Here is a 22,247-nt window from a genome sequence, read left to right on the forward strand (position 1 = left end):
GGTAATGCGGTGTCCTTCGGTGACCGGTTACAGTGAGCCCTTGGTGGACGGAGTAATACCCGCCATGCGCTCGTCCATCTCGATAGCCATGCGCAGTGCGCGGCCGAAGGCCTTGAATACCGTCTCGATCTGGTGGTGGGTATTCTTGCCTTTCAGGTTATCGATGTGGAGGCTCACCATCGAGTGGTTCACGAAACCATGGAAGAACTCCTCGAACAGGTCCACGTCAAAGCCACCCACGGCAGCGCGGGTGTAGGGAACATCCATCATCAGGCCGGGACGGCCAGACAGGTCGATCACAACCCGTGACAGCGCTTCATCCAACGGTACATAGGCGTGGCCGTATCGACGGATACCTTTCTTGTCGCCAACGGCCTGCTTGAAGGCCTGGCCCAGGGTGATACCGATGTCCTCCACCGTGTGGTGGTCATCGATGTGCAGGTCACCCTTGGAGACAATGTTCAGATCCACCAGACCATGGCGGGCGATCTGATCCATCATGTGCTCAAGGAAGGGCACACCGGTATCAAAGGTGGATTGCCCGGTGCCATCGAGGTTGATCTCGACGGTGATCTGCGTTTCGAGGGTATTTCTCTCTACCCGAGCCTTACGTTCGGCCATGGGGACTCCAGGTTATGAATAGGCAAATTGCCGGAAACTGATTATTTGCGGATTATACCTTTTCTGCATCCCCGAGTCCCACCATGACCTTCAATGGCATTGATAGTCTGATATCAGAAGGCTTTCTTCAGGTTGCTCATATAGGTATCGACCAGGCTGTTGAACTCATGCTTGATGACCGGACTGATGGCCAGCTTCAGCATGCCGGGCAGTGGCACGGTGAGTTCGGCACTGGTCTGGAATTTGACGGCGGTGGCGCTATCCCCCTTGGAGGTAATCGTCCAGGAGCCACGGACCACACCGTTGCCCTCACCTTTTACCGGCTCCCAGGTAATCCTGCCGCCGCTCTTGTCTGCGGAATATTTACACGCATAGACGGACTGAATGGCGTGCTTGTCGACACCGACTTTCTCCATCTCCCAGCGATAGGCGTTATCGCCAAGGTCCACCAGTTTGTCCACTTTCGGGAAGTGACTGGCAGAACGGGGCACATCAGCCAGAAGGTCGAACACATCATCGTAACTGCCCGGTATATCCAGTTCCCGGTTCAGCTCGATCGATACAGTGATAGCCACAGCCAGCTCCTTTTTGTCTTTGTAGAGTTGTTAAACTTGTTACACGCTATTGTCAGAAAACAGTTCGCTATTTTGGCCTATCACTAACGTATTGTCATACATCCGCGCTTTTATTTTGTTACCCCTGCGTTATCCTTAAGCTGTTCGCCCTGCGCTGCCCGAACGCATAAACATGGAAGGAAGCCTGAATTATGAAAGCTGTTCGCTACATCGTCTTCGCCATCATCGGCCTGATCATCCTCGCCATTGCCGCTGTTGCAGTCGCCGTAATGGTGATCGACCCCAACGACTACAAACCCCAGATCGAGAAAGCTGCTGAAGACAACACCAACCTCGACCTCATCCTGGAGGGTGATATCGGCTGGTCTTTCATTCCCCTTGGCCTGGAACTCAATGGTGTGGAAGCCACCCTAGAAGGCGAGCGTTTCGTCCGGCTGGAACAGCTGGTTGCCCAACTGGACTTCTGGTCGCTCATTGCCATGTCACCCCGGGTGAACACCTTCCTGCTGGATGGCCTGGATGCACGCCTGAGCGTGGACAAGGATGGTAACGGCAACTGGACGCGCATCATGCCGGAAGGGGAAGCGGACAAAAGCCAGGAACCGGCTGAAGAACAGCAAAGCGAGCAGGCCCAGGCAGAGGATACCGAGACTGGAGGCGGCGAGCCGTTGAACTTCAACGTTGAGAACGTGGAAATCAGCAACGCCCAGGTTCACTACAACGATGCGGCCACTGGCCAGTCCGTGACCCTGGAAGATTTCACGCTCAATGCCAGTGACATTACACTGGGCAGCAGCTTTCCGCTGGACATCAGTTTCCGCGTTGAAACCAACCAGCCCCAACTGGAAGTGGATGGCCGTCTGAGCGCCCTTCTCGCTGCGAACGAAGCTCTCAACGAGTTCGGCATCTCGGACCTTGAGGCCGTTTTCGACATGAACGGCGACCCGTTCGGTGGCAAAGCAGTGACGGCCAAACTGACCGGCGCCATCGAAGCCAACCTTGAGAACGAGACAGCCAGCATCAACGGCTTTACCGCTAGCCTAGCGGACCTGACACTTAATACCGACCTGACGGTGAATGGCTTTGGCGACCAGCCCCAACTGGACGGTACCCTCAGCATTGATGAGTTTTCCCTCAAGAGCCTGCTGGCCGCGCTCGGTCAGCCAGCCATCGAAACCGAGGATCCAGAGGTATTCGAAGCAGTCGGCTTCTCCACCAACATCGGTGGCCCTGCCGGCACGGTTGAGCTGAGTGATCTGTCCATCACCCTGGATGACACCACATTCACTGGCGGTGGCAGCTATACCCTGAGCAACAGCGCCGTTGCACTGAACCTGCAAGGGGATGCCATCAACGCAGACCGCTACCTGCCACCCACTCCGGAAGAGGGCGCCAACGCAGCCGCCAGCGATGGCGATGCTTCCGAGGAAACGGCAAGCACCGCCCAGACATCAGCCGAGGAAAGCGACCTGTTGCCGCTTGAAACCCTGCGCACCCTGCTCCTGGATATCGACCTCGGCCTGGGCGAGCTGATCATCAGCAACCTGACCATCAACGAGATCAAGTCATCCATCACCGCCCAAAACGGCGTACTGAAAGTGGATGAGTTCAGCGGCAAACTGTACGACGGCAGCTTCGGCGCCAATGTCACCCTGGATGCCCGCACGGACAACCCGAAATGGATAATCGGTTCCAAGGTCAACAATGTTCAGACCCTGCCGTTGCTGACGGACCTGGCGGAAGTCGACATGCTGTCCGGTGGCGCCAACCTGTCCGTTGACGTGAAGACTACCGGTAATCGAATATCAGCGCTGCGTGAAAACGCCAACGGCGAAATAGGCTTCAACCTGGCCGAAGGCGAATTCCGCAAGATGAACCTGACGCGCATGGCCTGCCAGGGTATCGCCCTGGCAAATCAGGAAAGCCTGAGCACCAGCGACTGGGGAACCACCACTCCCTTCAACGACATGAAGGGCACACTGAAGATCAGCGGCAACACCCTCAACAACACCGACCTGGTCGCTGCCCTGGCCGGCATGCGACTGGAAGGCGACGGCACCGTTGACCTGAAGCAGACCAACCTGGACTACGAACTGGGCCTGCGTATTGTAGGCGAGATTCACCGCGACGAAGCCTGCCGCGTCACGGAATACGTCAAAAACGCCGTCGTTCCGGTTGAGTGCCGCGGCAACTTCTCTGAAGACCCTGCCGGTCTGTGCTCCTTCGACGGTTCCCGCTTCCGCGACACCCTGAAGGACATCGCCGCCAACGCCGCACGGGCCAAGGTCAAGGAAGAAACCGATCGCGCCAAAGAAAAAGCCAGGGAAAAAGTTCAGGAAAAAATCGACGAGCAACTGGGCGAAGAAGGCAACAAGATCAAGGACGCAGTGAAGGGGCTGTTCAACTGATGAGTGACAGCTTCGCCCGGAATCTGCTCGAATGGTACGACGAACACGGCAGGCATGACCTGCCGTGGCACCACAACCGCACTCCCTATCGGGTGTGGGTGTCGGAGATCATGCTGCAGCAGACCCAGGTCGCCACCGTGATCCCCTATTTTCAAGCCTTCATGCAGCGCTTTCCGGACGTGCAGGCCCTGGCGAAGGCACCGGAGGATGACGTGCTCAGCCACTGGTCCGGCCTTGGCTATTACGCCCGCGCCCGTAACCTGCAGAAAGCCGCCAGAACCGTGGTGAACGACTTTGGCGGCGAGTTCCCCGCAGACCAGGAAAAACTGGAATCCCTCACCGGCATCGGACGCTCCACGGCGGCGGCCATCCTCGCCCAGGCCTTCGGCCAGCGGGCGACCATCCTTGATGGCAACGTCAAACGCGTGCTCGCCCGCTACCACGCCGTACCGGGCTGGCCCGGACAGACCCGGGTACTCAATACCCTGTGGGAACACGCCGAACAACACACCCCGGACACCCGGGTACGGGACTACACCCAGGCCATCATGGACCTCGGCGCCATGGTCTGTACCCGTTCGCGCCCCGCATGCGAATCATGCCCGCTGCAAAGCAGCTGCCTTGCCTACGAGAATAGCGAAGTCAGCCTCTACCCGGGCTCCAAACCCAAAAAGGCCAAACCGGAAAAAACCACCTGGATGGTCATCCTCGAAGACAACGAGGGCCGTATCATGCTGGAGAGGCGCCCTCCAAGCGGCATCTGGGGCGGACTGTGGAGTCTGCCTGAACTCGACCCGGCTTTCAGCCCCGATGAACTTCCAGAGGCCTGTGAACAGGCCTTTGGCTTTGACTGCAGTGACGCCGAACTGATTGGCGGCTTCCGCCACACGTTCAGCCACTACCACCTGCATATCCAGCCTGCGAGGCTTTCGGTAACCACCACCAGCGCCATCGCCGATAACGACAACCAGCGCTGGCTCTACCGGGACCAGGCCCTCACCCTGGGCCTGCCTGCGCCGATACGCACACTGCTGACCAACCCGGAACAGACTGCCCTGCTCTGAGCTCACACACTGACCCGCCGGGCCCCCGATCTGTTATCATCGACGCCAGTTATTCATACGGCCAATTCCAACAGGAGCAGACATGAGCCGCACCGTTTTCTGTCGCAAGTACCAGGAAGAACTGGAAGGACTCGATTTCCCACCCATGCCCGGCAAGAAAGGCCAGGAGATCTGGGAAACTGTCTCGAAGAAAGCCTGGGAAGAATGGCAGAACCAACAAACCATGCTGATCAACGAAAAACACCTGAGCCTGATGGACCCGAACACCCGCAAATACCTGCAGGCCCAGATGGAGCGCTTCTTCAACAACGAGCCCTTCGACAAGGCCGAAGGCTACGTACCGCCTGAAAAGTAACCCTTATTGATCAAAGGCTGAGCAATCCGCAAAAGAACCGGAAATTTTTCCCCCTCAGCCTTGACTCAAAACAGCGAAACCGGTTTAATAGCGCCCCGTTGCACAGCAGTAGCGCAACACGCCCGGATAGCTCAGTCGGTAGAGCAGGGGATTGAAAATCCCCGTGTCGGTGGTTCGATTCCGCCTCCGGGCACCAAGATTTCTAAGCCCTTGACGCTCAATGAGTTTCAGGGGTTTTTTGGTTATGGCCCTATCCACCTTTCCCCAAATTGGTACAGAAAGGTGGTACAGATGCCGATAATGACACAGCCCTGGAAACATCCCCGATCAGGGATTTACTACTTCCGCAGAGAAGTACCTCACGACATAAGACACATCATCGGTCGTAGGGAGTGGAAACGCTCACTCAAGACTCGCGACCTTGCTCTAGCTCGCCCTCGATTTGCCGCTGAACTCGCCCACTGCGAGGAAATGTTTACTGCCGCTCGCGCCCAGCTTGCGGGGCACACCAAAGTCCTTGCGTCAGATGCTCCCAAGCTCGCAGATCGCTGGGCAAAGCATGTAATGGAGGCATGGGAAAACGACGAACGTCTGCTGGATGACTTCATCGCTCACACCTCTACCGCCAGTACCTCCAGTAGTCTGGCTCTTTCAGGTGGCGAAACGGCTCCAGTAAGTGACTTCATTGATGGGGACGATTTCAGCGCAAGAGCAAGAGCTGTCATCGGCTTTATCAAAGAGACCCTGGAACACGAGCGACTGCCGCTCCCAGATGGTACAGACTTGGCATACAGCGCCCTGATCAACTCCTTCTTTGCCCGATGGAGTGATCTTTGCCGGATAGCTCATCGCCGCTCGACTGGTGACTGGAGAGCAGACCTCCCCCTGCCCAATGCTCAGAAACCGCTTACCTCTGAGAAAGAACAAGCCAAGGCTAAAGCCGCTGGGCCAAAGCTATCCTCGGTGCTGGACGCATGGGCCGAAGACAAGCGCCTCACAGATGGCGAGAATCGGAGCACTGCGAAAACCATAGCTGAATTTGCCACTGTCATTACTCGCTTTATTGAGCTGCATGGTGATTTGCCTGTCAGTGCGATCACTCGGGGGATGATCCAGGAATTCCGCAACTCGCTTGGCAAGATGCCGACTCGCGGCAAGGGCATGAAGGGATTGACGGCTCCTGAGCTTATCGCCAAAGCGGAGGCAGAAAACCTCCCGACGGCCAGCCTCGGCACTGTGAAAAAACAGCTCAGGGCTCTGTCTACAGTTCTGAACTTCGCCTATCGCCGCCTCGGAGCCATTCACGAAGACCCAGTGTCGGCCTCCGGCATTATCCGCCAACTGACCAAGGCCGCTCAGAGAGCCCCCCTTCGACAAGACGAAGAGAAAGCCTATACATGGTCTGAACTCATGCAGATATTCACCAGCCCTGTCTTCAAAGGCAAATGGAGCCCCACCAGAGCAGATTATGGAGAGGCATTTTTCTGGCTTCCCCTACTCTACATCTACACCGGAGCGCGAAGAGAGGAAATGGCCCAACTGCTGGTTGCTGATGTACTTCAAGAAGAAGAGACCGGCATCTGGTATCTCTATGTGAGAAATGAGGAAGATCAGAGGCTGAAGACCGGCAGTAGTCGCCGGAAAGTCCCGCTGCACAATGACCTGATTCAACTCGGCTTCATTGACTATGCGTCCAGCCTTCCACAACAGGGGCGGCTCTTCCCCAAGCTAACCGTTCATCCCAATCAAGGATACGGGCACAACTTTGGGAAACTCTGGAGCAAATATCTGAAAGAGGTGGTGCGGTTAAACTCCAAGGCCAGCCCGAATCACGGATTTCGCCATGCATTCAAAACACTTTGCCGCCAAGCAGCCATCGATGAGTACGTTCACGATTGGATAACCGGCCACGCAGCAGCCAACGTGGGTGCCACCTACGGAACCAACCCGCTCTCCCGGATGAAGCACGAACTTGATAAGTTCCCAAGCATTGCGAAAAGTGCGGGACTGATTCCGTAATCGTTAGAGTCACCTGACACTATCAGCGATAAGGGCTACCGTTTCTCGACCCTTGGGAGTCAGGCTGACCACTTTTCGCCTACGCTCCCGAGGGTCTTCTCTCGCTTCCGCCAAATCCAAGCCAGGCTTTCCCAACCGATGCGTCTTGGATAGCAATGCAAGATTCCTAGAACATGAGGATTGAGAGAGCCCTGTCTTCTTGATCAGCTCGGCGATTGTGATACCGGGGTTTGCGGCCACAAGCAGAAGGATATGCAGCGTTTGCATCGGCATGTCAGTGGAGATGTTCCTGATTTCCTCAACGGCAGACAGCAACCGATGAATGGCAATACGATCCAATGAAGGTACTCCGGAATTCATTCCTGCCCCTCCCTCCCCGGCTTCCCGAGTTTCTCGCAGTAGAAGCCTGTTGAGTTCCAAGCGACTTCAACCACTGAAGGAACCTTCAGGTGAACATCACCTAGAAAGACACTCAGGCTAAAGTCCCTGATGTTTATACTGGCTCCCCAGCGTCCAATCTCGAATTTCATGGCATACCCTCCCCAGTCATGCGTTACGACCCTATTGATATACCATCACTAGATAACTTTTAAAACATCTTATTTATCAACAGCTTAATATCCATTCGCGCATATGATGACAGCGTTCATCAATTGCACGAGCGAAGGGGTTCGGCGCTATCTGCCAGCGGGTGCTCTTGCTGTAGTAAGATGCATAGCTAATATGAAGCACAGAATCACCAATAAGCATTAGGAGCAGTACACCTTGGTTAACGGAGACGTGGGGAAGCGCCTATGGGCAGCAGCTGACCAGTTATGGGCCAACACTGGCCTCAAGCCCGCCGAGTTCTCGACCCCCGTGCTGGGGCTCATCTTCCTGAAGTACGCCGACAAGAAGTACTCAGCCGCCGAGGAGAAGCTCGGGCCGGTGGGCTCCGGTGGCCGCCGCAAGGTGAGCAAGGATGACTACCTGGCCGAGGGGGTGATCTTCCTCCCTGAGACCGCCCGCTTCTCGCACCTGCTGTCGCTCACCGAGGGCGACAACATCGGCAAGGCCATCAACGATGCCATGAAGGCCATCGAGGACGAGAACCCCGACCTCAAGGGTGCCCTGCCGCGAACCTACACGCGCCTGGAAAACTGGGTGCTGCAGGAACTGCTCAAGCAGCTCGCTCCGGTTGATCTGTCAGGGGATGCCTTCGGCAAGGTCTACGAGTACTTCCTCGGCAACTTTGCACTGAAGGAAGGCCAGAAAGGCGGTGTCTTCTACACTCCCGAGTCCATCGTCAAGCTGATCGTCGAGATCATCGAGCCCTACCACGGGCGCATCTTCGACCCGGCTTGTGGCTCAGGCGGTATGTTCGTCCACTCGGCGGACTTCGTGGAGCGTCACCACAAGACGGCCATGGACGAAATCTCGATCTTTGGCACCGAGAAAGATCAGACCACCGTCAACCTCAACAAGATGAACCTGGCGGTGCATGGCCTCTCCGGTGATGTGCGGGTCTCCAACACCTACTACGAGGATCCTCACGGGGCGGTCTACAAGAACGGTGACGGCTTCTTCGACTTCGTGATGGCCAATCCCCCGTTCAACGTCTCGGGAGTGGACAAGGAGCGTCTTGAGGGCGACCCCCGGTTCCCCTTCGGGATGCCCAAGACCGATAACGCCAACTACCTCTGGATCCAGCTCTTCTACGCCTCGCTGAAGCCGACCGGACGAGCTGGCTTCGTTATGGCCAACTCAGCGGGAGATGCCCGTGGCAGCGAGCAGGTAATCCGCCAGAAGCTGGTCGAGTCCGGTGCCGTGGACGTGATCGTCTCGGTGGGGCCGAACTTCTTTTACACCGTCACGCTACCCTGCACCCTATGGTTCTTCGACCGAGCCAAGAGTGAGACCGAGCGCGGCGACAAGGTGCTGTTCATCGATGCTCGCCACCTCTATCGCCAGATCGACCGGGCACACCGGGACTGGCTACCAGAGCAGGTCGAGTTCCTGGCCAATATCGTCCGCCTCTACCGTGGCGAAGAGATCGAGCTGGATCAGGGCAGTGAGCCGCTGCTGGCTGAGAAGGGGCTGAGCGAGGGATACACTGATGTGCCTGGACTCTGCAAGGTGGCAACTCGGGAAGAGATCGAGGCGCAGGGCTGGTCGCTGAACCCTGGGCGCTATGTCGGGGCGGCAGCGAGAGAAGCTGAGGATGTGGACTTCACGGAGCGGCTGGAAGAGTTGGCTGAGGAGTTGGAAGTGTTGAACGCTGAGGCGAGAGAGCTTGAGACGGAGGTGTCAAATAATGTTGCCTCGCTACTGATGGAAGGTACCAAATGAGACCTTCTCATCCTCTTACAAGACAGCCCATACCAGCAGGTTGGAAAGTACTCACGGTTGATGAGTTGAAGGCTGACGAAAAAAGTTCGTGCGTTGCTGGTCCGTTTGGCTCATCCATCTCTTCCAAATATTTCGTGGATGAAGGCGTTCCGGTTATTCGCGGGAGCAATTTGACAGCCGGTGTTAAACGCTTCGTCTCAGATACTTTTGTTTATGTTTCAGAGGAGCGGGCAAAGAAATACACAGCGCAGCACGTTGTAGAGGATGATCTTATCTTCACTTGCTGGGGAGTATTGGTCACATTGGAATCATTCCGAAAGATGGACCATTTGAAGAATACATAATTTCCAACAAGCAACTGAAGCTCAGGGTTAACAAAGAGATAGTGAGGCCTTTGTATGCTTACCTCTACTTCGCAAGCAGCCTCGGCGTTGATTATGTGAAAAGCTATGCAAAAGGAGCAGCAGTTCCAGGGATCAGTTTAGGGATACTCAAAGGGCTGGAAGTTGCCGTTCCGCCCCTGCCTATCCAAGACCGGATAGTCAGCCTGATCTCCACCTACGATGACCTCATCGAGAACAATACGCGCCGGATCGAGATCCTTGAGGAAATGGCCCGGCGGTTGTACGAGGAGTGGTTCGTCCACTTCCGATTCCCTGGGCATGAGGAGGTGAGCTTCAAGGAGAGTGAGCTTGGGGAGATTCCTGAGGGGTGGGAAGTCAAAGGTCTTTACGATATTGCCGAAGTCACTTACGGGCATCCTTTCAAGGCCAAGCAGTTTAATGATCAAGGCGAAGGACTGGGTGCGGTCAGGATTCGTGACATTCGCGATGGGCAGGTAAAGACCTACACAACTGAAGAAGGCAAGCCCAAGCATATCATCGAGAATGGCGACATCCTTGTAGGGATGGACGGCCAGTTCCATATGGGTAAGTGGGCTGGAGGCACGGCATGGCTTGTTCAGCGAGTTGCCAGATTCAGACCCACTCAGCCAATGTCTCGATACCTACTTTTCTTGACCATCGAGAGGCCGATCAAGCACTTGGAAGAAACCATCGTTGGGACAACAGTAGCTCACCTGAGTGCCAAAGATCTCAAAGCCATGAAGGTTGTAGTGCCCGACGAAGCCACGTTGAAGATGATGGCTGACGCGCTTGAGCCTATGTATGAGTTGGAAATGAGGCTTAAACGGAAGAACGTCAATCTTCGAACCCAACGTGATCTGCTCCTGCCGAAGCTAGTCTCAGGTGAGATCGACGTATCCAATATCTCCATGCCTAACGACAAGGAGGTCGAAGCCGCATGACGCCCCCGCCATCCCCCGCTTATGCCTACTCTGAAGATGCCCTGGTCGAGCAGCCCGCTATCGAACTGTTCGCTGACCTGGGCTGGGACACTGCCAATCTCTATGGAGAGTGGTCGGGTACGGTATCGAGCGAGGGACGGCAGACACAGCAGGATGTGGTGCTGGTGCCCCGGCTGCGCGTGGCCTTGGAGAAGCTCAACCCCAAGCTGCCCGCCGATGCCCTGGAGAAGGCCATCGAGGAGCTGACCCGCGACCGCTCCAAGCTGCTCCCGGTGAACGCCAACCTGGAGGTTTACCGGCTGCTCAAGGATGGCGTGAAGGTTGAGGTGTCCGAAGACGATGGTGGCACCGCTATCGAAACGGTGCGGGTGATCGACTGGAGCCAGCCTGAGGAGAACGACTTCCTGCTGACCTCGCAGTTCTGGGTAAGGGGGGAGTTGCATACACGACGTACTGATCTTGTCGGTTTCGTGAACGGGCTGCCGCTGCTGTTCGTGGAGCTGAAGGCCAGCCACAAGACCCTCAAGGCCGCCTATGACGGCAACCTGAGCGACTACCGCTCGGTGATCCCTCAGCTGTTCACTTACAACGCCGTGGTGATGCTCTCTAACGGCTCCGAGACTCTTGTGGGCAGCACCTTTTCCCCCTGGGAGCATCTATTCGAGTGGAAGCGGATCAACGACGAGGGTGAGAAAGGGGTGGTATCCCTGGAGACCGCCATCCGTGGTATCGCCGAGCGGACGCGGCTGCTGGACATCGTAGAGAACTTCACGGTGTTCGAGGAGGCCCAGGGCGGCACCATCAAGAAGATTGCCAAGAACCATCAGTACCTCGGGGTGAATAAGGCCATCGCCGAGCTACAGCGAATCAAGAACCGCCCTACCGGTGAGGCCGGTCGGCTGGGTGTCTTCTGGCACACCCAGGGCTCGGGCAAGTCGCTCTCTATGGTGTTCTTCACCCAGAAGATCCACCGCACCATTACCGGCAACTGGACGTTCGTGATCGTCACCGACCGCAACGAGCTGGACGAGCAGATCTACAAGACGTTCGCTGCTACGGGTGCAGTCAACGAAGTGGAGGCTCACGCCGAGAGCGGTGCTCACCTCAAGCAGCTGCTCAGCGAGGATCACCGCTACGTCTTCACGCTGATCCAGAAGTTCGGAACTAAGCAAGGTGAGACATATCCCAAGCTCTCCGACCGCCAGGACATCATCGTCATCACCGACGAGGCTCACCGCTCACAGTACGACACCCTGGCGATGAACATGCGTACGGCGCTCCCCCATGCCGCCTTCCTGGGCTTCACCGGGACGCCTTTAATGGCTGGTGAAGAGAAGACCAAGGAGGTGTTTGGTGACTACATCTCGGTCTACGACTTCGGCCAGTCCATCGCCGATGGCGCCACGGTGCCGCTCTACTACGAGAACCGTATACCCGAACTGCAGCTGATCAACGAGAACCTAAACGAGGATCTGACCCGACTGCTGGAAGATGCAGAGCTGGACGAGGATCAGGAGAAGAAGGTCGAGCGAGTGTTCGCCCGTGAATACCACCTGATCACCCGCGATGACCGCTTGGAAGCCATCGCCGAGGATCTGGTACGGCACTTCGTTGGCAGGGGGCACCAGGGCAAGGCGATGATGGTCTGCATCGACAAGGCCACCGCCGTAAAGATGTACGACAAGGTTCAGGCTCACTGGAATGACTACCTGGCTCGTCTACAGGCTGATCTGGCATCTGCCCCGAAGGAGCAGCAGGAGGCTCTCAAGCACAAGATCGAGGTACTGGAGACGACCGATATGGCGGTGGTGGTCTCCCAGGGCCAGAACGAGGTGAAGGAGCTGGCGGACAAGGGTCTCGACATCCTGCCTCACCGTAAGCGCATGGTGGAGGAAGACCTCGATGAGCAGTTCAAGGATCCTGACGGGCCGCTGCGATTGGTGTTCGTCTGTGCCATGTGGATCACCGGCTTCGATGTGCCATCCTGCTCCACCATTTACCTCGATAAGCCGATGAAGAACCACACCCTGATGCAGACTATTGCCAGGGCCAACCGGAAGTACCCCGGCAAAGAAGCGGGTCTGATCGTGGACTATGCGGGCGTCTTCAGGAAGCTGCAGGAGGCGCTGGCCATCTATGGTGGCGCTCCACAAAGCAAGGAAGATCATCCTCCATATGGCGGCAAGGGTGGCTCAGGCACTGATGCCCCCATTCAACAAAAGGCAGAACTGGTAGAGCACCTCAAACACTTACTGGCGCGAGGGATCACCTTCCTCTCCCAGAAACAGGTCAATGCTGAAGCGATAAAGGAAGCGGGAGGCTTCGAAAAGGTAGCCCTTCTGGACGACGCAGTAGAGAAGCTACTGGAGAGCGAGGAGACCAAAAAGGCTTTTCTGAACCTCGCCAGGACTGCGTCCAGGGTCTATCGAGCGGTTCTCCCTGACCCTTCTGCCAACGAACTTGCGCCTGATGCTGTGTTGCTTTCGGTGCTGGCCCAGAAGATCAAAGCGCTTGAGCCCGAGGTCGACATCTCTCAGGTAATGAAGGACGTGGACGACCTGCTGGATCAGTCAGTGGCTCCGGTGCCCTATGTCATCGAGGAGACAGATGAGAAGAAACTCTTTGACCTCAGCCAGATCGACTTCGAGAAGCTCAAAGAGCGGTTCACCAAAGGGAAGAAGCGTACCGAGATAGAGAAGCTGAGAGCGCTTTTGAGCCAAAAGCTAGAGAGTATGGTGGCAAAAAACCCCAGCCGTACCGACTTCATGGAAAAACTCAAGAAACTCATCGAGAAGTACAACTCCGGCAGTGTGAACATTGAGACACTCTTCCAGCAACTACTGGAATTTACCGAGGAGCTTCAGGAAGAAGACCACCGGGCGATCCGGGAAGGACTGACAGAAGAGGAACTGGCATTATTCGACATCATCACCAAGCCAGCGCCCGAGATGACAGACAAGGAGGTGGCACAGGTGAAGGCCATGTGTCGGGAGCTACTGGAGACTCTTAAGGAGGAGAAGCTAGTGCTGGACTGGCGGAAGAAGGCCCAGGCCAAGGGCGATGTCCGCCGGACATTGGAGATCGTGTTCGACCGGGGGCTACCGGATAGTTTCGAGGAAGACATCTACAACGAGAAGTGTGACGCCGCTTTTCACCACCTGATGACCAGCTATTACGGTGGCGGACAAAGCGTGTACTCAAGCGCACACACCTGAAACTGGACAGGAACTGGTATGCGATGGATGAACTGCTGATTCACGCTGAGTCACTCCAGAATATGATGATAGCCAGGGCGACAACTCCCGCCCCAGTATCCGAACTGGATTTTGCCAAGGCCAGAACAGCCCTGATGCAGTCCTCCCGGATAGAAGGCCTTCTCCCAAAGATGGTTCTCACTTGCCGAGACCCCGCTCAATTTTGGTCTTACATCAAGAGTAGATTCGGCACATACGAGGAAAGACGGCAGCATATCTGGAGTGAGTTTCGCCCACTATTGGACAGGCTTGAAGCTGGCGGCTCTCCCTCTGATGACGCAGTTACCGAAAGCCTGGAGCGGTTTGATTCTCAGAATATACACGCTGCATGGTCAAAAGCAGTAGATAGGAGATATTCAGATCCCGAAGGGGCTATCACCATGGCTCGAACCCTTCTTGAGAGCGTCTGCAAACATGTGATCGAGCAGTCCGAAGGTATCGAGTATGGGAAAGCTGATGATCTGCCGGTCTTGTACAGAAAAGCATCCCGCGCCCTTAACCTTGCGCCAGATCAGCATGTTGAGGAAGTCTTCCGGAAAATCCTCGGCGGGTGTACCAGTGTTGTGCTCGGGTTGGGCGAGTTGAGGAATCGAGTGGGTGATGCGCACGGTCAAGGCCCAAGGCCTGTCAAGCCGCTACCTCGCCATGCTGAACTCGCGGTGAACTTGTCGGGCACCATGTCTGCCTTCTTGATAGCAACACTGGAAGCGCGAAAGGAAAAACGGTGAATGCTGTTTTGGGCAAACCTTCCAATGCGACGAAAACAATAATACACCCACCAAGTACCCAACACAGAATCAACTTCCACCTCGAATGTCTCTAGGTTATGCGCTGCATTTGGCTTGGCGGCAAGCCCTCTTCACTGATGCTGTCGAGATTCCAAAATACTCCGCTGTGGCCTTGATGCTGGCGCTGTTCTCCTGACGCCACTGGACCACGGCGGCATCATCGATCACCTTCTCACGCCCCAGGTTCTTCCCCTCAGCCCTGGCCCGTTCGATCCCGGCCATCTGCCGTGCCTTGATGTTGGAGCGCTCCAGCTCCGCCATGGCTGCCAGCATGGTCAACATGGCCTTGCCCATGGGAGTGGACAGGTCGAAGCCCTCACGGATGGACACCACTGCGACACCCTTGGCCTTCAGCTTCTCGACTGTCTCCAGAACGTCGATGGTATCCCGGCCCAGACGGTCGATGGCGTAGACCACCACGGTATCTCCCTCCCTGACGTAGCCCAGGAGCTGCCCGAAGCCCTTCCTGTCCTTGGCCTTGATCGCTCCCGAGGTCGCCTCGTCGTTGAACCACTTGTTCACCTTGTAGCGGTTCTCGATGGTGTGGCGCTGGGCGTTGATGGTCTGTTCGTCGGTGCTGACGCGGGTGTAGGCGATGATCGCGGACATGCTTGGATCTCCCATTGGGTGGCTCGCTATCTATGGCTCAGAATATAGGGAGTGGATCATAGCGTGTCAACAGCAATGATCCATCTTGCGAGGATGCTCTCCAACATGGCTCACAGGGTGTACCTTTTGATCCACATTTAAACCGCCGCTCTGCATGGGGGCTAGACCCTCCCCAGTAAGTTGCCCACACCAGTAGCGGTCTTTGGGCATCCCCCACCCGGTCCTATTTTTCGTAGTCCTATGTCGGGGGCCAGGGGGGGAAGCACCGTAAGCGAGCGCGTTAAATACCCCCTCGCATTTCTGCAGCAAAAAAAGTGGTTAAGCCTAAGTCATTCACCGAAAAGAAAGGAACGAGGCCCGAGAAGACTTATCGTTGCCCTTTAGCTCCCTGCATATATGCCTGGAGCTTCTCGTTGGCAGTAGCCCCTCTCCGCCCTGCCATCTGTGCGTATCGCTGATACTTACGTATCCGGACTTCCGGAAGTATCTGCTTTCGCTTGAGGACTGGCCCAACCGCGATATCCTCGGGGTCTCCGAACACAATAGGTCTCCTATGCAGCGGTGATCACGCTCATGCCATGACGTGTTAACGCTTCGACAAGCGAGCGAGGCAAGTCGTAGTCGAGAGCAACCTCATCTACAGCGAGTTGATACCGACGTTCGTGCTCCTGGGGGTTGTTGAGTGCCAACCAGTGAAGGTGCTCAGTCCTCCGGTCGAACTCTCTCAATGCCGGTAATGCCTTCTCTCGGATGTTCTCAGCAAGAGCATCCAGCAGCTCCGCTCTGATCTGTTGCTGCCCTTCGAGGTAGATCCCTCGTTTACGAATCGAAGGCAGCACTTCAGAGACAACCCACTCCTCAAACCTCTCGGCTGACGGGAGCTTGGAACTGAAGATGAGTCTGTATACGTCTCGTTCAGCAATGACCGCCATTTCCTGAATCCCGCCCAATGTAGGGATACCCCGTTTCAGGGGACCCTTACAGTGTCGGCCTATCGCGTTTTCCGGTTTGGCATACCCAAGAACCTGGGCTACGTCTCTACCGACAAACCAAGGTTCACCGTCTATCAGGAGTGAGCGAACTCTTTCACCTTCGAAGACAAAGGAAAGCGTTGGAGTGCTTTTCATGCTGCTGCCTCCCGGTTACCGGCACAGCCCCCGAGGTTGAACTCGTAGTCGCCCTGATTACGGTATTGCCGGGTGGTCTGGCCATGTGCAGCAGCTACAGCCAGTCGATCTGCTAGCTCATTCTGGGGATGGCCGCAATGTCCTTTGACCCATCGAAGGTCTACGCTGTGCTTGTTCAGCAGCAAATCTAGCTCCTGCCAGAGGTCGGCATTCTCTACCGGCTTCTTGTCAGATTTCCGCCAGCCATTGCGTTTCCAGTTGTGCCTCCAGTCCTGGCACCCGTTACGAGCATAGGCGCTGTCAGTGTAGATGGTGACCGTGGCATGATCTGCTCGGATAGCCTTGAGCCCCTCCAGAATCGCCGTAAGCTCCATCCGGTTGTTGGTGGTTGGGCATTCATGGCCGCTGAGTCTGAGTTGCTTACCGTTACCCTCCAATACCGCACTCCAGCCACCGGGGGCGAAGTCGGAGCCATTGCTCAGGCAAGAACCGTCAGTGTAGATAGTGATGATCGATGTCATGATTGCGTCCTCATCGTCGAAAGCGACTGGCTCCCTTCAGGCAGACAGACCAGTGGACGGACGCTACCGCCTACCTGACCAATCGCCTTCGAGGATGTCACTGGGTTAAACAGGAAGATTCACTCGTGGTCGGCTCTGGGAGTGGCCGACGGTGAGCTTGTGGGAACAGACAAGGGAATGCTGACAACGGTGATTCACCATCATCGGTGTCCGTGTCAGGAGTCAGTCATGGGTGAAGCATCAAGTCGTCTTGTGGTGTCAGCTACTGGGGTAACCACAAGATGACTTGATGTTGGTCTCTGGAGAAAGACCAGAATAGGAAATATCTGATGGTGATAATGAAATAGTGATCATCTTATGGAGCAACCATAAGACCCACTGAAAGTGGGGCTTCGCCCCATCCGCTCCCACCACCTTTAGCTTGTCAGGTGTAGCCGACTTCAACGCAGTGCCCCATCAATTCATCTGCGCCGGTCTTGTCCGGTTCATGTCTGCCCCAACTGCCACCACGTCCAACGAGAACGGTGGTGCGTTCATACAGCTCATGCCGGAGACTCAAAGGGAACGGAGCCTCGTGGATGACCGCTGGTGCGGCTACCGGTGAGGTCTTGAATAAATCTGCACGTTGAACGCGCTTCCTTCTCCAATACTGTCACCTAATTGAACGTCGCCGATCTTGTAGAGATCTTGCTAAATCTGGAAATTCGAAGGAATTCTATTGAGAGCCTGACTTTAAACGACAAATCGGCACTTCGGGCCTCATGCCTCTCGGATCTCAAACTGATAGCCAGGCTCAGACTGCCTATTCTGAAAGCGAGTGTAAGCCTCATCATCGTAGAGGGTCGATGTAACGATCTTCGAAACCGGGATCACCACTTCAAAGTCACCGGGATACAAATGGCCAAGCGCCCCACCGTCCTCGCCTTCACCATCCTCGCTATCGTCCTCGGAGATCTCGACTAAAACCTCTGAGTAGTTGGTGCTGAAAGTTACCTGCCCGGTTTCCGGTGACCGGAATCCAGAGAATACGGGCAAGAGTCTCAGCTCCTTTTCGTCCGCCAAGGGATCGATCGTCCTGATCACATACCCGACATACACTTTCCCGTTTTCAAGAGTCACCAACATCGGCAAAGAACGTTCGATAGCCCGCAGGACCAATCGTTCGAAGTCCGCATTCTTGATTGCCAGCTTGTAGGGCCAATGTGTTCCAGTCAGTAGATTCAAGAGATGCCCGCCGACTATTCCATACAGGATGGTCACCAGCAAAAGTGCAGCAACTTGTAGACCAAAACCCCCAACAGATGGGCTCAAGCCAAGAAGGGCCGATGCCTGGGCCAGGTACTCAACAAACCCCACCTCCCATGCGGTGAGCAGCATAAGGGTAAGGCCAGCCATAACGAGAATCGCTACTCCGTAAAGAGCGGCAGAGAAGTAAAGGGTGTAACCGTTTGACCGAGCGATGCGGTAACGGGAGAGGTGCCAGCTATTTGCCCACGAATAACCGGCAATTAGCGGGATGATTATGAGACTGAGCTGGGTCACTGTTTGACAGCGACTTTTTCAGCCCTCTTGAGAAAGGAGTTGACCCGTTCATCGCTCAGATAGTCTGAAGCCTTACGGTAAGCAACTCCATTGCCTGAGACGGAGTAGTGCTTATGGGCATCACTCCGTTCACTTCTAGCTTGCTCGCCATACCCCATGGCAAGTAATTTTTTGATCCACATAGCCAGAGCCCTCCGTCGACTGAATTCTAGCCATAGCCATAAAAATATACAAACAGCGGGAGAAAGAAGATCAACCATTGGGTCAGAGCGTGTACAGAAAACTGGTACAGATGACGACTATTGAAATACGGCAAACCCTTGAATATCATTGCCTTAAAGGATTGGATAGGGTCTCGGTGGTTCGATTCCGCCTCCGGGCACCATTAAGAATTCTGACGAAGCCCGCCTTGTGCGGGCTTTGTTGTTTCTGGAATCCTCCTACTTCTGACCTGTCGGCTTATACGCCCGATACCCCTGCCCGTCAGCACCCTTCTTGACCGTAAAATACTCGGACCTCGCGACCAACAAATCAGAAAACTTCTTGGCGCCGTAGGTCCTGGGGTCGAAATCCGGGCGGGTGCGCTTGAGGAAGGAACCGGCTGCGGAGAAGCTCGCCCATCCCTGATCGTCCTGGGTTTGCTCCCAGGCTCGCTTGAGCAGTGCCACTTCCTCAGGGAGCTTTTCGGATTTCTTTTTTGGAGCTTCTTTTTCCGTTTTCGCCGGTTCATCCGGCGCCACTTCCTCCGGATATTCAAGGTTCTCGGTGAAAAGAAAATCATCACAGGCACTGCGGAACGAAACCGGAGTCTTCTTCTCGCCGAATCCGAAGACATAGATCTCGGATTCCCTCAGCCGGGAAGCCAGTTTGGTGAAGTCGCTGTCGCTGGAGACAAGGGCGAAAGCATCGAATTTGGAGGAGTAAAGCAGGTCCATGGCATCAATGATCATGGATGCATCGGTCGCATTCTTGCCCTTCGTGTAGGCGAACTGCTGGATGGGCTGGATGGCCAGTTCATTGAGCACGGTCTTCCAGTTCTTGAGACTGTCCACCGACCAATCACCATAAGCCCGCTTTACAACCACATGCCCATGAGAGGACAACTCCTCGATGATCAACGGCAATTTCGACAACTGAGCATTGTCTGCATCAATCAGTACGGCAATTTTTTTATGCTGTTCAAGATCTTTCAACGGCACCCTTCCTTTGTTGCTGTATTCCAGACATTGAGCATACACGTTTTGAGTGAAAAGAGACTTATCAGACAGTTCGCCAAGCCGCCCGCAGCGTCATTAGGAATGATGACATCCACTACAGGTCCAAACCATAGTCCCTAAACAACAAAGCCCCAGCCAAATGGCCGGGGCTTTATCTGTCTTACGGCCACACCGGCCGTTTAAAAATCATACTTGGCAAGCAGGGAAACCGTGCGCGGCTCGCCAAAGGCAACCTGGCCAAACTGACCGACGTTGGTGAAGTACTTCTCGTCGGTCACGTTGTCCACGTTCAGCTGCACTCTGAAGTCATCGGTGACCTGATACTTCGCCATCAGGTGAACCAGTGTCAGAGAGTCCTGCTCCACTTCTTCCGGGTTGCCGGTAATCGGGTTAGTCGTATCGGCGTAGACCGAGCTTTCCCAGTTCACACCGCCGCCGATGGTCAACTGACGAAGCGCACCCGGTAGCCGGTAGCTGGTGAAGGCTTTCAGGAGCTTCCGCGGCTGAACGGTGTTCACGTCCTCACCGTCGGCATCTTCAGCTTCGTAGTAAGTGGCACCGACTTGCACGTCCCAGTCCTCACGGATGGCGCCGACCAGTTCCAGCTCCACGCCCTTCGAAGTGGCGCCTTCGGCTTCCCGGTAGGCCTGATCCGCCGATCCCTCAACAGTGTTGGTACCATCCGCCTGGGCGAGGTTGTCCTGCTCAATCCGGAATACCGCCGCTGAAGCGATCAGACGATCATTCATAAAGCCGGCCTTCACACCGAGCTCATAGCTTGCACCCTCAATTGGATCAAGACTATCGCCGGAGGCGTCGAGCTCATCCTGAGGCTTGAAGATGTCCGTATAGGAGGCGTAGGCGGTGTAAGTTTCGTTAATGTCGTACAGCAGACCAAGATACGGGGAGACAATGTCATGCTCAATGGTCTGTTCGTCATTGAACTCGGCTTCGGCACGTTCGACTTCAAGATCGGTGATCCGGGCACCGATAATGGTTTTCAGCTTGTCGGTGACATTCAGACGGGTGGAACCGTATAGTGCCAGTTGCGTATCAGTACGATCTTCATAGAGGAACTCCGGCCCCCATACGTGTTCCGGGTAATTGCGACCATCCCATTCGTTGAAGTTACCAATCGGCGCAACGCTGGTTGCATTGTGCGAGTGGGCAACAAACTCACGCTCGGCACGGGATACACCAAAGGTGGCGTCATGGTTGCGACCGAACAAACCATACTGGCCGGAGGCAAACAGGTCCACCATATGGTACTTGGAGTCGGTGTTGAAGTTACCGCCAGTCCAGGCGAATAGGCCCTCACCCGTATCCTTGTTGGGATTGCCATACACATACAGCAACCTCGAGTCACTATCAGACTCTCCGTAGGTGGCGCGGGCGTTAATCTGCCAGTTATTGTTGAGGTAATGACTCAACTCAACAAACGCAGTTTTGTGGGAGTTGTCCCAGTACGCCCAGTCGGCCGCCGTTGTCTTGGAGCGGCTCCAGTCAGCACGGGTACCATCATCATACCAAATGGGAAGACCGCCCCAGGTAGGTGCGTTGTTCTCGATGCGCTGGTAGCTCGCGCCCAGGGTAAGCAACGTGTCGACAGAAAGATCCGCTTCGGTGGTCAGATAAACCAGACTGTTCTCACTGTCACCGATTTCCCGGAAAGAGTCCTGTTGCTCATGGCTCACTACGGCTCGACCGCGGATGGTCTTGCCTTCGTTGAGCGCTGATGCGACATCCAGGCTGGCCTGAACACCGTCACGACTGCCTCCGCCAACGGTCGCGGAACCTTCGAACTCCTCGGAGTCCGCGCGCTTTCTGACCAGATTAATCGCGGCGGAGGGATCACCGATACCGGTCATCAGGCCGGTTGGGCCCTTGATGATTTCTACCTGCTCATACTGACTGGTGCTCGCAGTATTCTCGCCGGTTCCCCAGCCTGGCCTGAAGGGAGTTGGAACGCCGTCAATCAGGAAGTTGGTGATCTCGAAACCACGCGCAAAATAAAACTGGCGCGCGCTGTCATATTCCTTAACCGAGATGCCGGTAGCCTGGGCCAGCACATCATCAACGGTGGTGAGGTTCTGATCTTCAATACGCTTTTCGGTGATCACGGTGACGGACTGGGGCGTTTCCTTCACGGAAAGCGGCAGCCCCGAGGAAGCGCGGGTTTTCTTACCGGTGTATTCTTCGGCGGGATCCGATTCGGAGTTATTCTCGCCTTTCGCTGTCACCTCTATCGCACTCAGCTGAACAACTTCTTCGCTGTTCTCGCCAGTCGTTGTCGAAGCATCCTCGGCGTGGGCAACAGAAAAGGTTGCCAGTGCGATACTGGCAATGGAGGCCTGGATGGCGAGGCCTAATGGCTTAAGTCTGAACGCAACGCCGCCGTTGGCTAAAGCGGATTGATTCATGGGGGGCTCCTTTCAATAGTTGAAAACGGATAAGGATTTTTGGGGTCCGTAGTTAGCAAGGAGCGCATTATATATAGCAATTAACACAATGCA

At 55.5% G+C, this 22,247-nt stretch carries 19 protein-coding genes and 1 tRNA gene; 9 read left to right on the forward strand and 11 right to left on the reverse strand.

Annotated features, from left to right (window positions below; all coding sequences use genetic code 11):
- Positions 1–27: 27 nt before the first annotated feature.
- Positions 28–621, reverse strand: coding sequence for an imidazoleglycerol-phosphate dehydratase HisB (gene hisB / locus EHN06_RS16815; RefSeq protein WP_012136788.1), 594 nt, complete (start codon positions 619–621; stop codon positions 28–30).
- A gap of 113 nt (positions 622–734) precedes the next feature.
- Positions 735–1,196 (reverse strand): SRPBCC family protein, encoded by a 462-nt coding sequence (locus EHN06_RS16820; RefSeq protein ID WP_127333671.1) that lies wholly within the window; start codon positions 1,194–1,196, stop codon positions 735–737.
- A 191-nt stretch (positions 1,197–1,387) separates the two neighbouring features.
- On the opposite strand from EHN06_RS16820, the gene EHN06_RS16825 reads away from it, so the two are divergent.
- From EHN06_RS16825 to EHN06_RS16845, 5 genes are all read left to right on the forward strand, one after another.
- Positions 1,388–3,604, forward strand: a complete 2,217-nt coding sequence (locus tag EHN06_RS16825; RefSeq protein WP_127333672.1) for an AsmA family protein — start codon at positions 1,388–1,390, stop codon at positions 3,602–3,604.
- Positions 3,604–4,668 (forward strand): A/G-specific adenine glycosylase, encoded by a 1,065-nt coding sequence (gene mutY / locus EHN06_RS16830; protein WP_127333673.1) that lies wholly within the window; start codon positions 3,604–3,606, stop codon positions 4,666–4,668. Before EHN06_RS16825 ends, mutY begins: the two co-directional genes overlap by 1 nt.
- Positions 4,669–4,750: 82 nt before the next feature.
- Complete coding sequence (locus tag EHN06_RS16835; RefSeq protein ID WP_012136792.1) at positions 4,751–5,023, forward strand: oxidative damage protection protein; 273 nt, start codon at positions 4,751–4,753, stop codon at positions 5,021–5,023.
- A gap of 120 nt (positions 5,024–5,143) precedes the next feature.
- Positions 5,144–5,219: transfer RNA gene (locus EHN06_RS16840), tRNA-Phe, on the forward strand.
- A gap of 95 nt (positions 5,220–5,314) precedes the next feature.
- A complete protein-coding gene (locus EHN06_RS16845; RefSeq protein WP_127333674.1) occupies positions 5,315–7,042 on the forward strand; it encodes a site-specific integrase in 1,728 nt (575 codons plus the stop codon).
- 9 nt (positions 7,043–7,051) lie between these two features.
- On the opposite strand, the gene EHN06_RS21800 is transcribed toward EHN06_RS16845, so the two are convergent.
- Together EHN06_RS21800 and EHN06_RS21210 are read right to left on the reverse strand one after the other, a co-directional pair.
- Positions 7,052–7,402: a MarR family winged helix-turn-helix transcriptional regulator gene (locus EHN06_RS21800; protein WP_127333675.1), complete on the reverse strand. Its 351-nt coding sequence runs from the start codon at positions 7,400–7,402 to the stop codon at positions 7,052–7,054.
- Entirely contained in the window at positions 7,399–7,572 is a 174-nt protein-coding gene (locus EHN06_RS21210; RefSeq protein WP_164735624.1) for a hypothetical protein, read from the reverse strand. The genes EHN06_RS21800 and EHN06_RS21210 overlap by 4 nt, the downstream gene beginning before the upstream one ends.
- Positions 7,573–7,807: 235 nt before the next feature.
- Here EHN06_RS21210 and EHN06_RS16855 point away from each other — a divergent pair, with 235 nt between their 5' ends.
- The 4 genes from EHN06_RS16855 (at position 7,808) to EHN06_RS16870 (ending at position 14,658) form a co-directional block, all read left to right on the forward strand.
- Positions 7,808–9,370 (forward strand): type I restriction-modification system subunit M, encoded by a 1,563-nt coding sequence (locus EHN06_RS16855; RefSeq protein WP_127333676.1) that lies wholly within the window; start codon positions 7,808–7,810, stop codon positions 9,368–9,370.
- Between the two features lie 280 nt (positions 9,371–9,650).
- Positions 9,651–10,676, forward strand: a complete 1,026-nt coding sequence (locus tag EHN06_RS16860) for a restriction endonuclease subunit S (protein WP_127333677.1) — start codon at positions 9,651–9,653, stop codon at positions 10,674–10,676.
- Positions 10,673–13,891, forward strand: a complete 3,219-nt coding sequence (locus tag EHN06_RS16865) for a type I restriction endonuclease subunit R (protein WP_127333678.1) — start codon at positions 10,673–10,675, stop codon at positions 13,889–13,891. The genes EHN06_RS16860 and EHN06_RS16865 overlap by 4 nt, the downstream gene beginning before the upstream one ends.
- Positions 13,892–13,914: 23 nt before the next feature.
- Complete coding sequence (locus EHN06_RS16870) at positions 13,915–14,658, forward strand: abortive infection family protein (RefSeq protein ID WP_127333679.1); 744 nt, start codon at positions 13,915–13,917, stop codon at positions 14,656–14,658.
- 96 nt (positions 14,659–14,754) lie between these two features.
- On the opposite strand, the gene EHN06_RS16875 is transcribed toward EHN06_RS16870, so the two are convergent.
- The 7 genes from EHN06_RS16875 to EHN06_RS16905 form a co-directional block, all read right to left on the reverse strand.
- A complete protein-coding gene (locus EHN06_RS16875) occupies positions 14,755–15,327 on the reverse strand; it encodes a recombinase family protein (protein ID WP_127333680.1) in 573 nt (190 codons plus the stop codon).
- Between the two features lie 551 nt (positions 15,328–15,878).
- On the reverse strand, positions 15,879–16,454 hold the full coding sequence (locus EHN06_RS16880) for a Bro-N domain-containing protein (protein WP_127333681.1): 576 nt from the start codon (positions 16,452–16,454) through the stop codon (positions 15,879–15,881).
- Positions 16,451–16,975 carry a ribonuclease HI gene (gene rnhA / locus EHN06_RS16885; RefSeq protein ID WP_127333682.1) on the reverse strand — a complete coding sequence of 175 codons (525 nt, stop codon included), beginning with the start codon at positions 16,973–16,975 and terminating at the stop codon, positions 16,451–16,453. The genes EHN06_RS16880 and rnhA overlap by 4 nt, the downstream gene beginning before the upstream one ends.
- 759 nt (positions 16,976–17,734) lie before the next feature.
- On the reverse strand, positions 17,735–18,517 hold the full coding sequence (locus EHN06_RS16890) for a hypothetical protein (protein ID WP_127333683.1): 783 nt from the start codon (positions 18,515–18,517) through the stop codon (positions 17,735–17,737).
- A complete protein-coding gene (locus tag EHN06_RS16895) occupies positions 18,514–18,699 on the reverse strand; it encodes a hypothetical protein (RefSeq protein WP_127333684.1) in 186 nt (61 codons plus the stop codon). The genes EHN06_RS16890 and EHN06_RS16895 overlap by 4 nt, the downstream gene beginning before the upstream one ends.
- A gap of 258 nt (positions 18,700–18,957) precedes the next feature.
- Positions 18,958–19,710, reverse strand: a complete 753-nt coding sequence (locus EHN06_RS16900; RefSeq protein ID WP_127333685.1) for an NYN domain-containing protein — start codon at positions 19,708–19,710, stop codon at positions 18,958–18,960.
- 203 nt (positions 19,711–19,913) lie between these two features.
- On the reverse strand, positions 19,914–22,154 hold the full coding sequence (locus EHN06_RS16905; protein WP_127333686.1) for a TonB-dependent siderophore receptor: 2,241 nt from the start codon (positions 22,152–22,154) through the stop codon (positions 19,914–19,916).
- Positions 22,155–22,247 lie beyond the last annotated feature (93 nt).

Source organism: Marinobacter sp. NP-4(2019) (genome assembly GCF_003994855.1).
Classification (GTDB): domain Bacteria; phylum Pseudomonadota; class Gammaproteobacteria; order Pseudomonadales; family Oleiphilaceae; genus Marinobacter.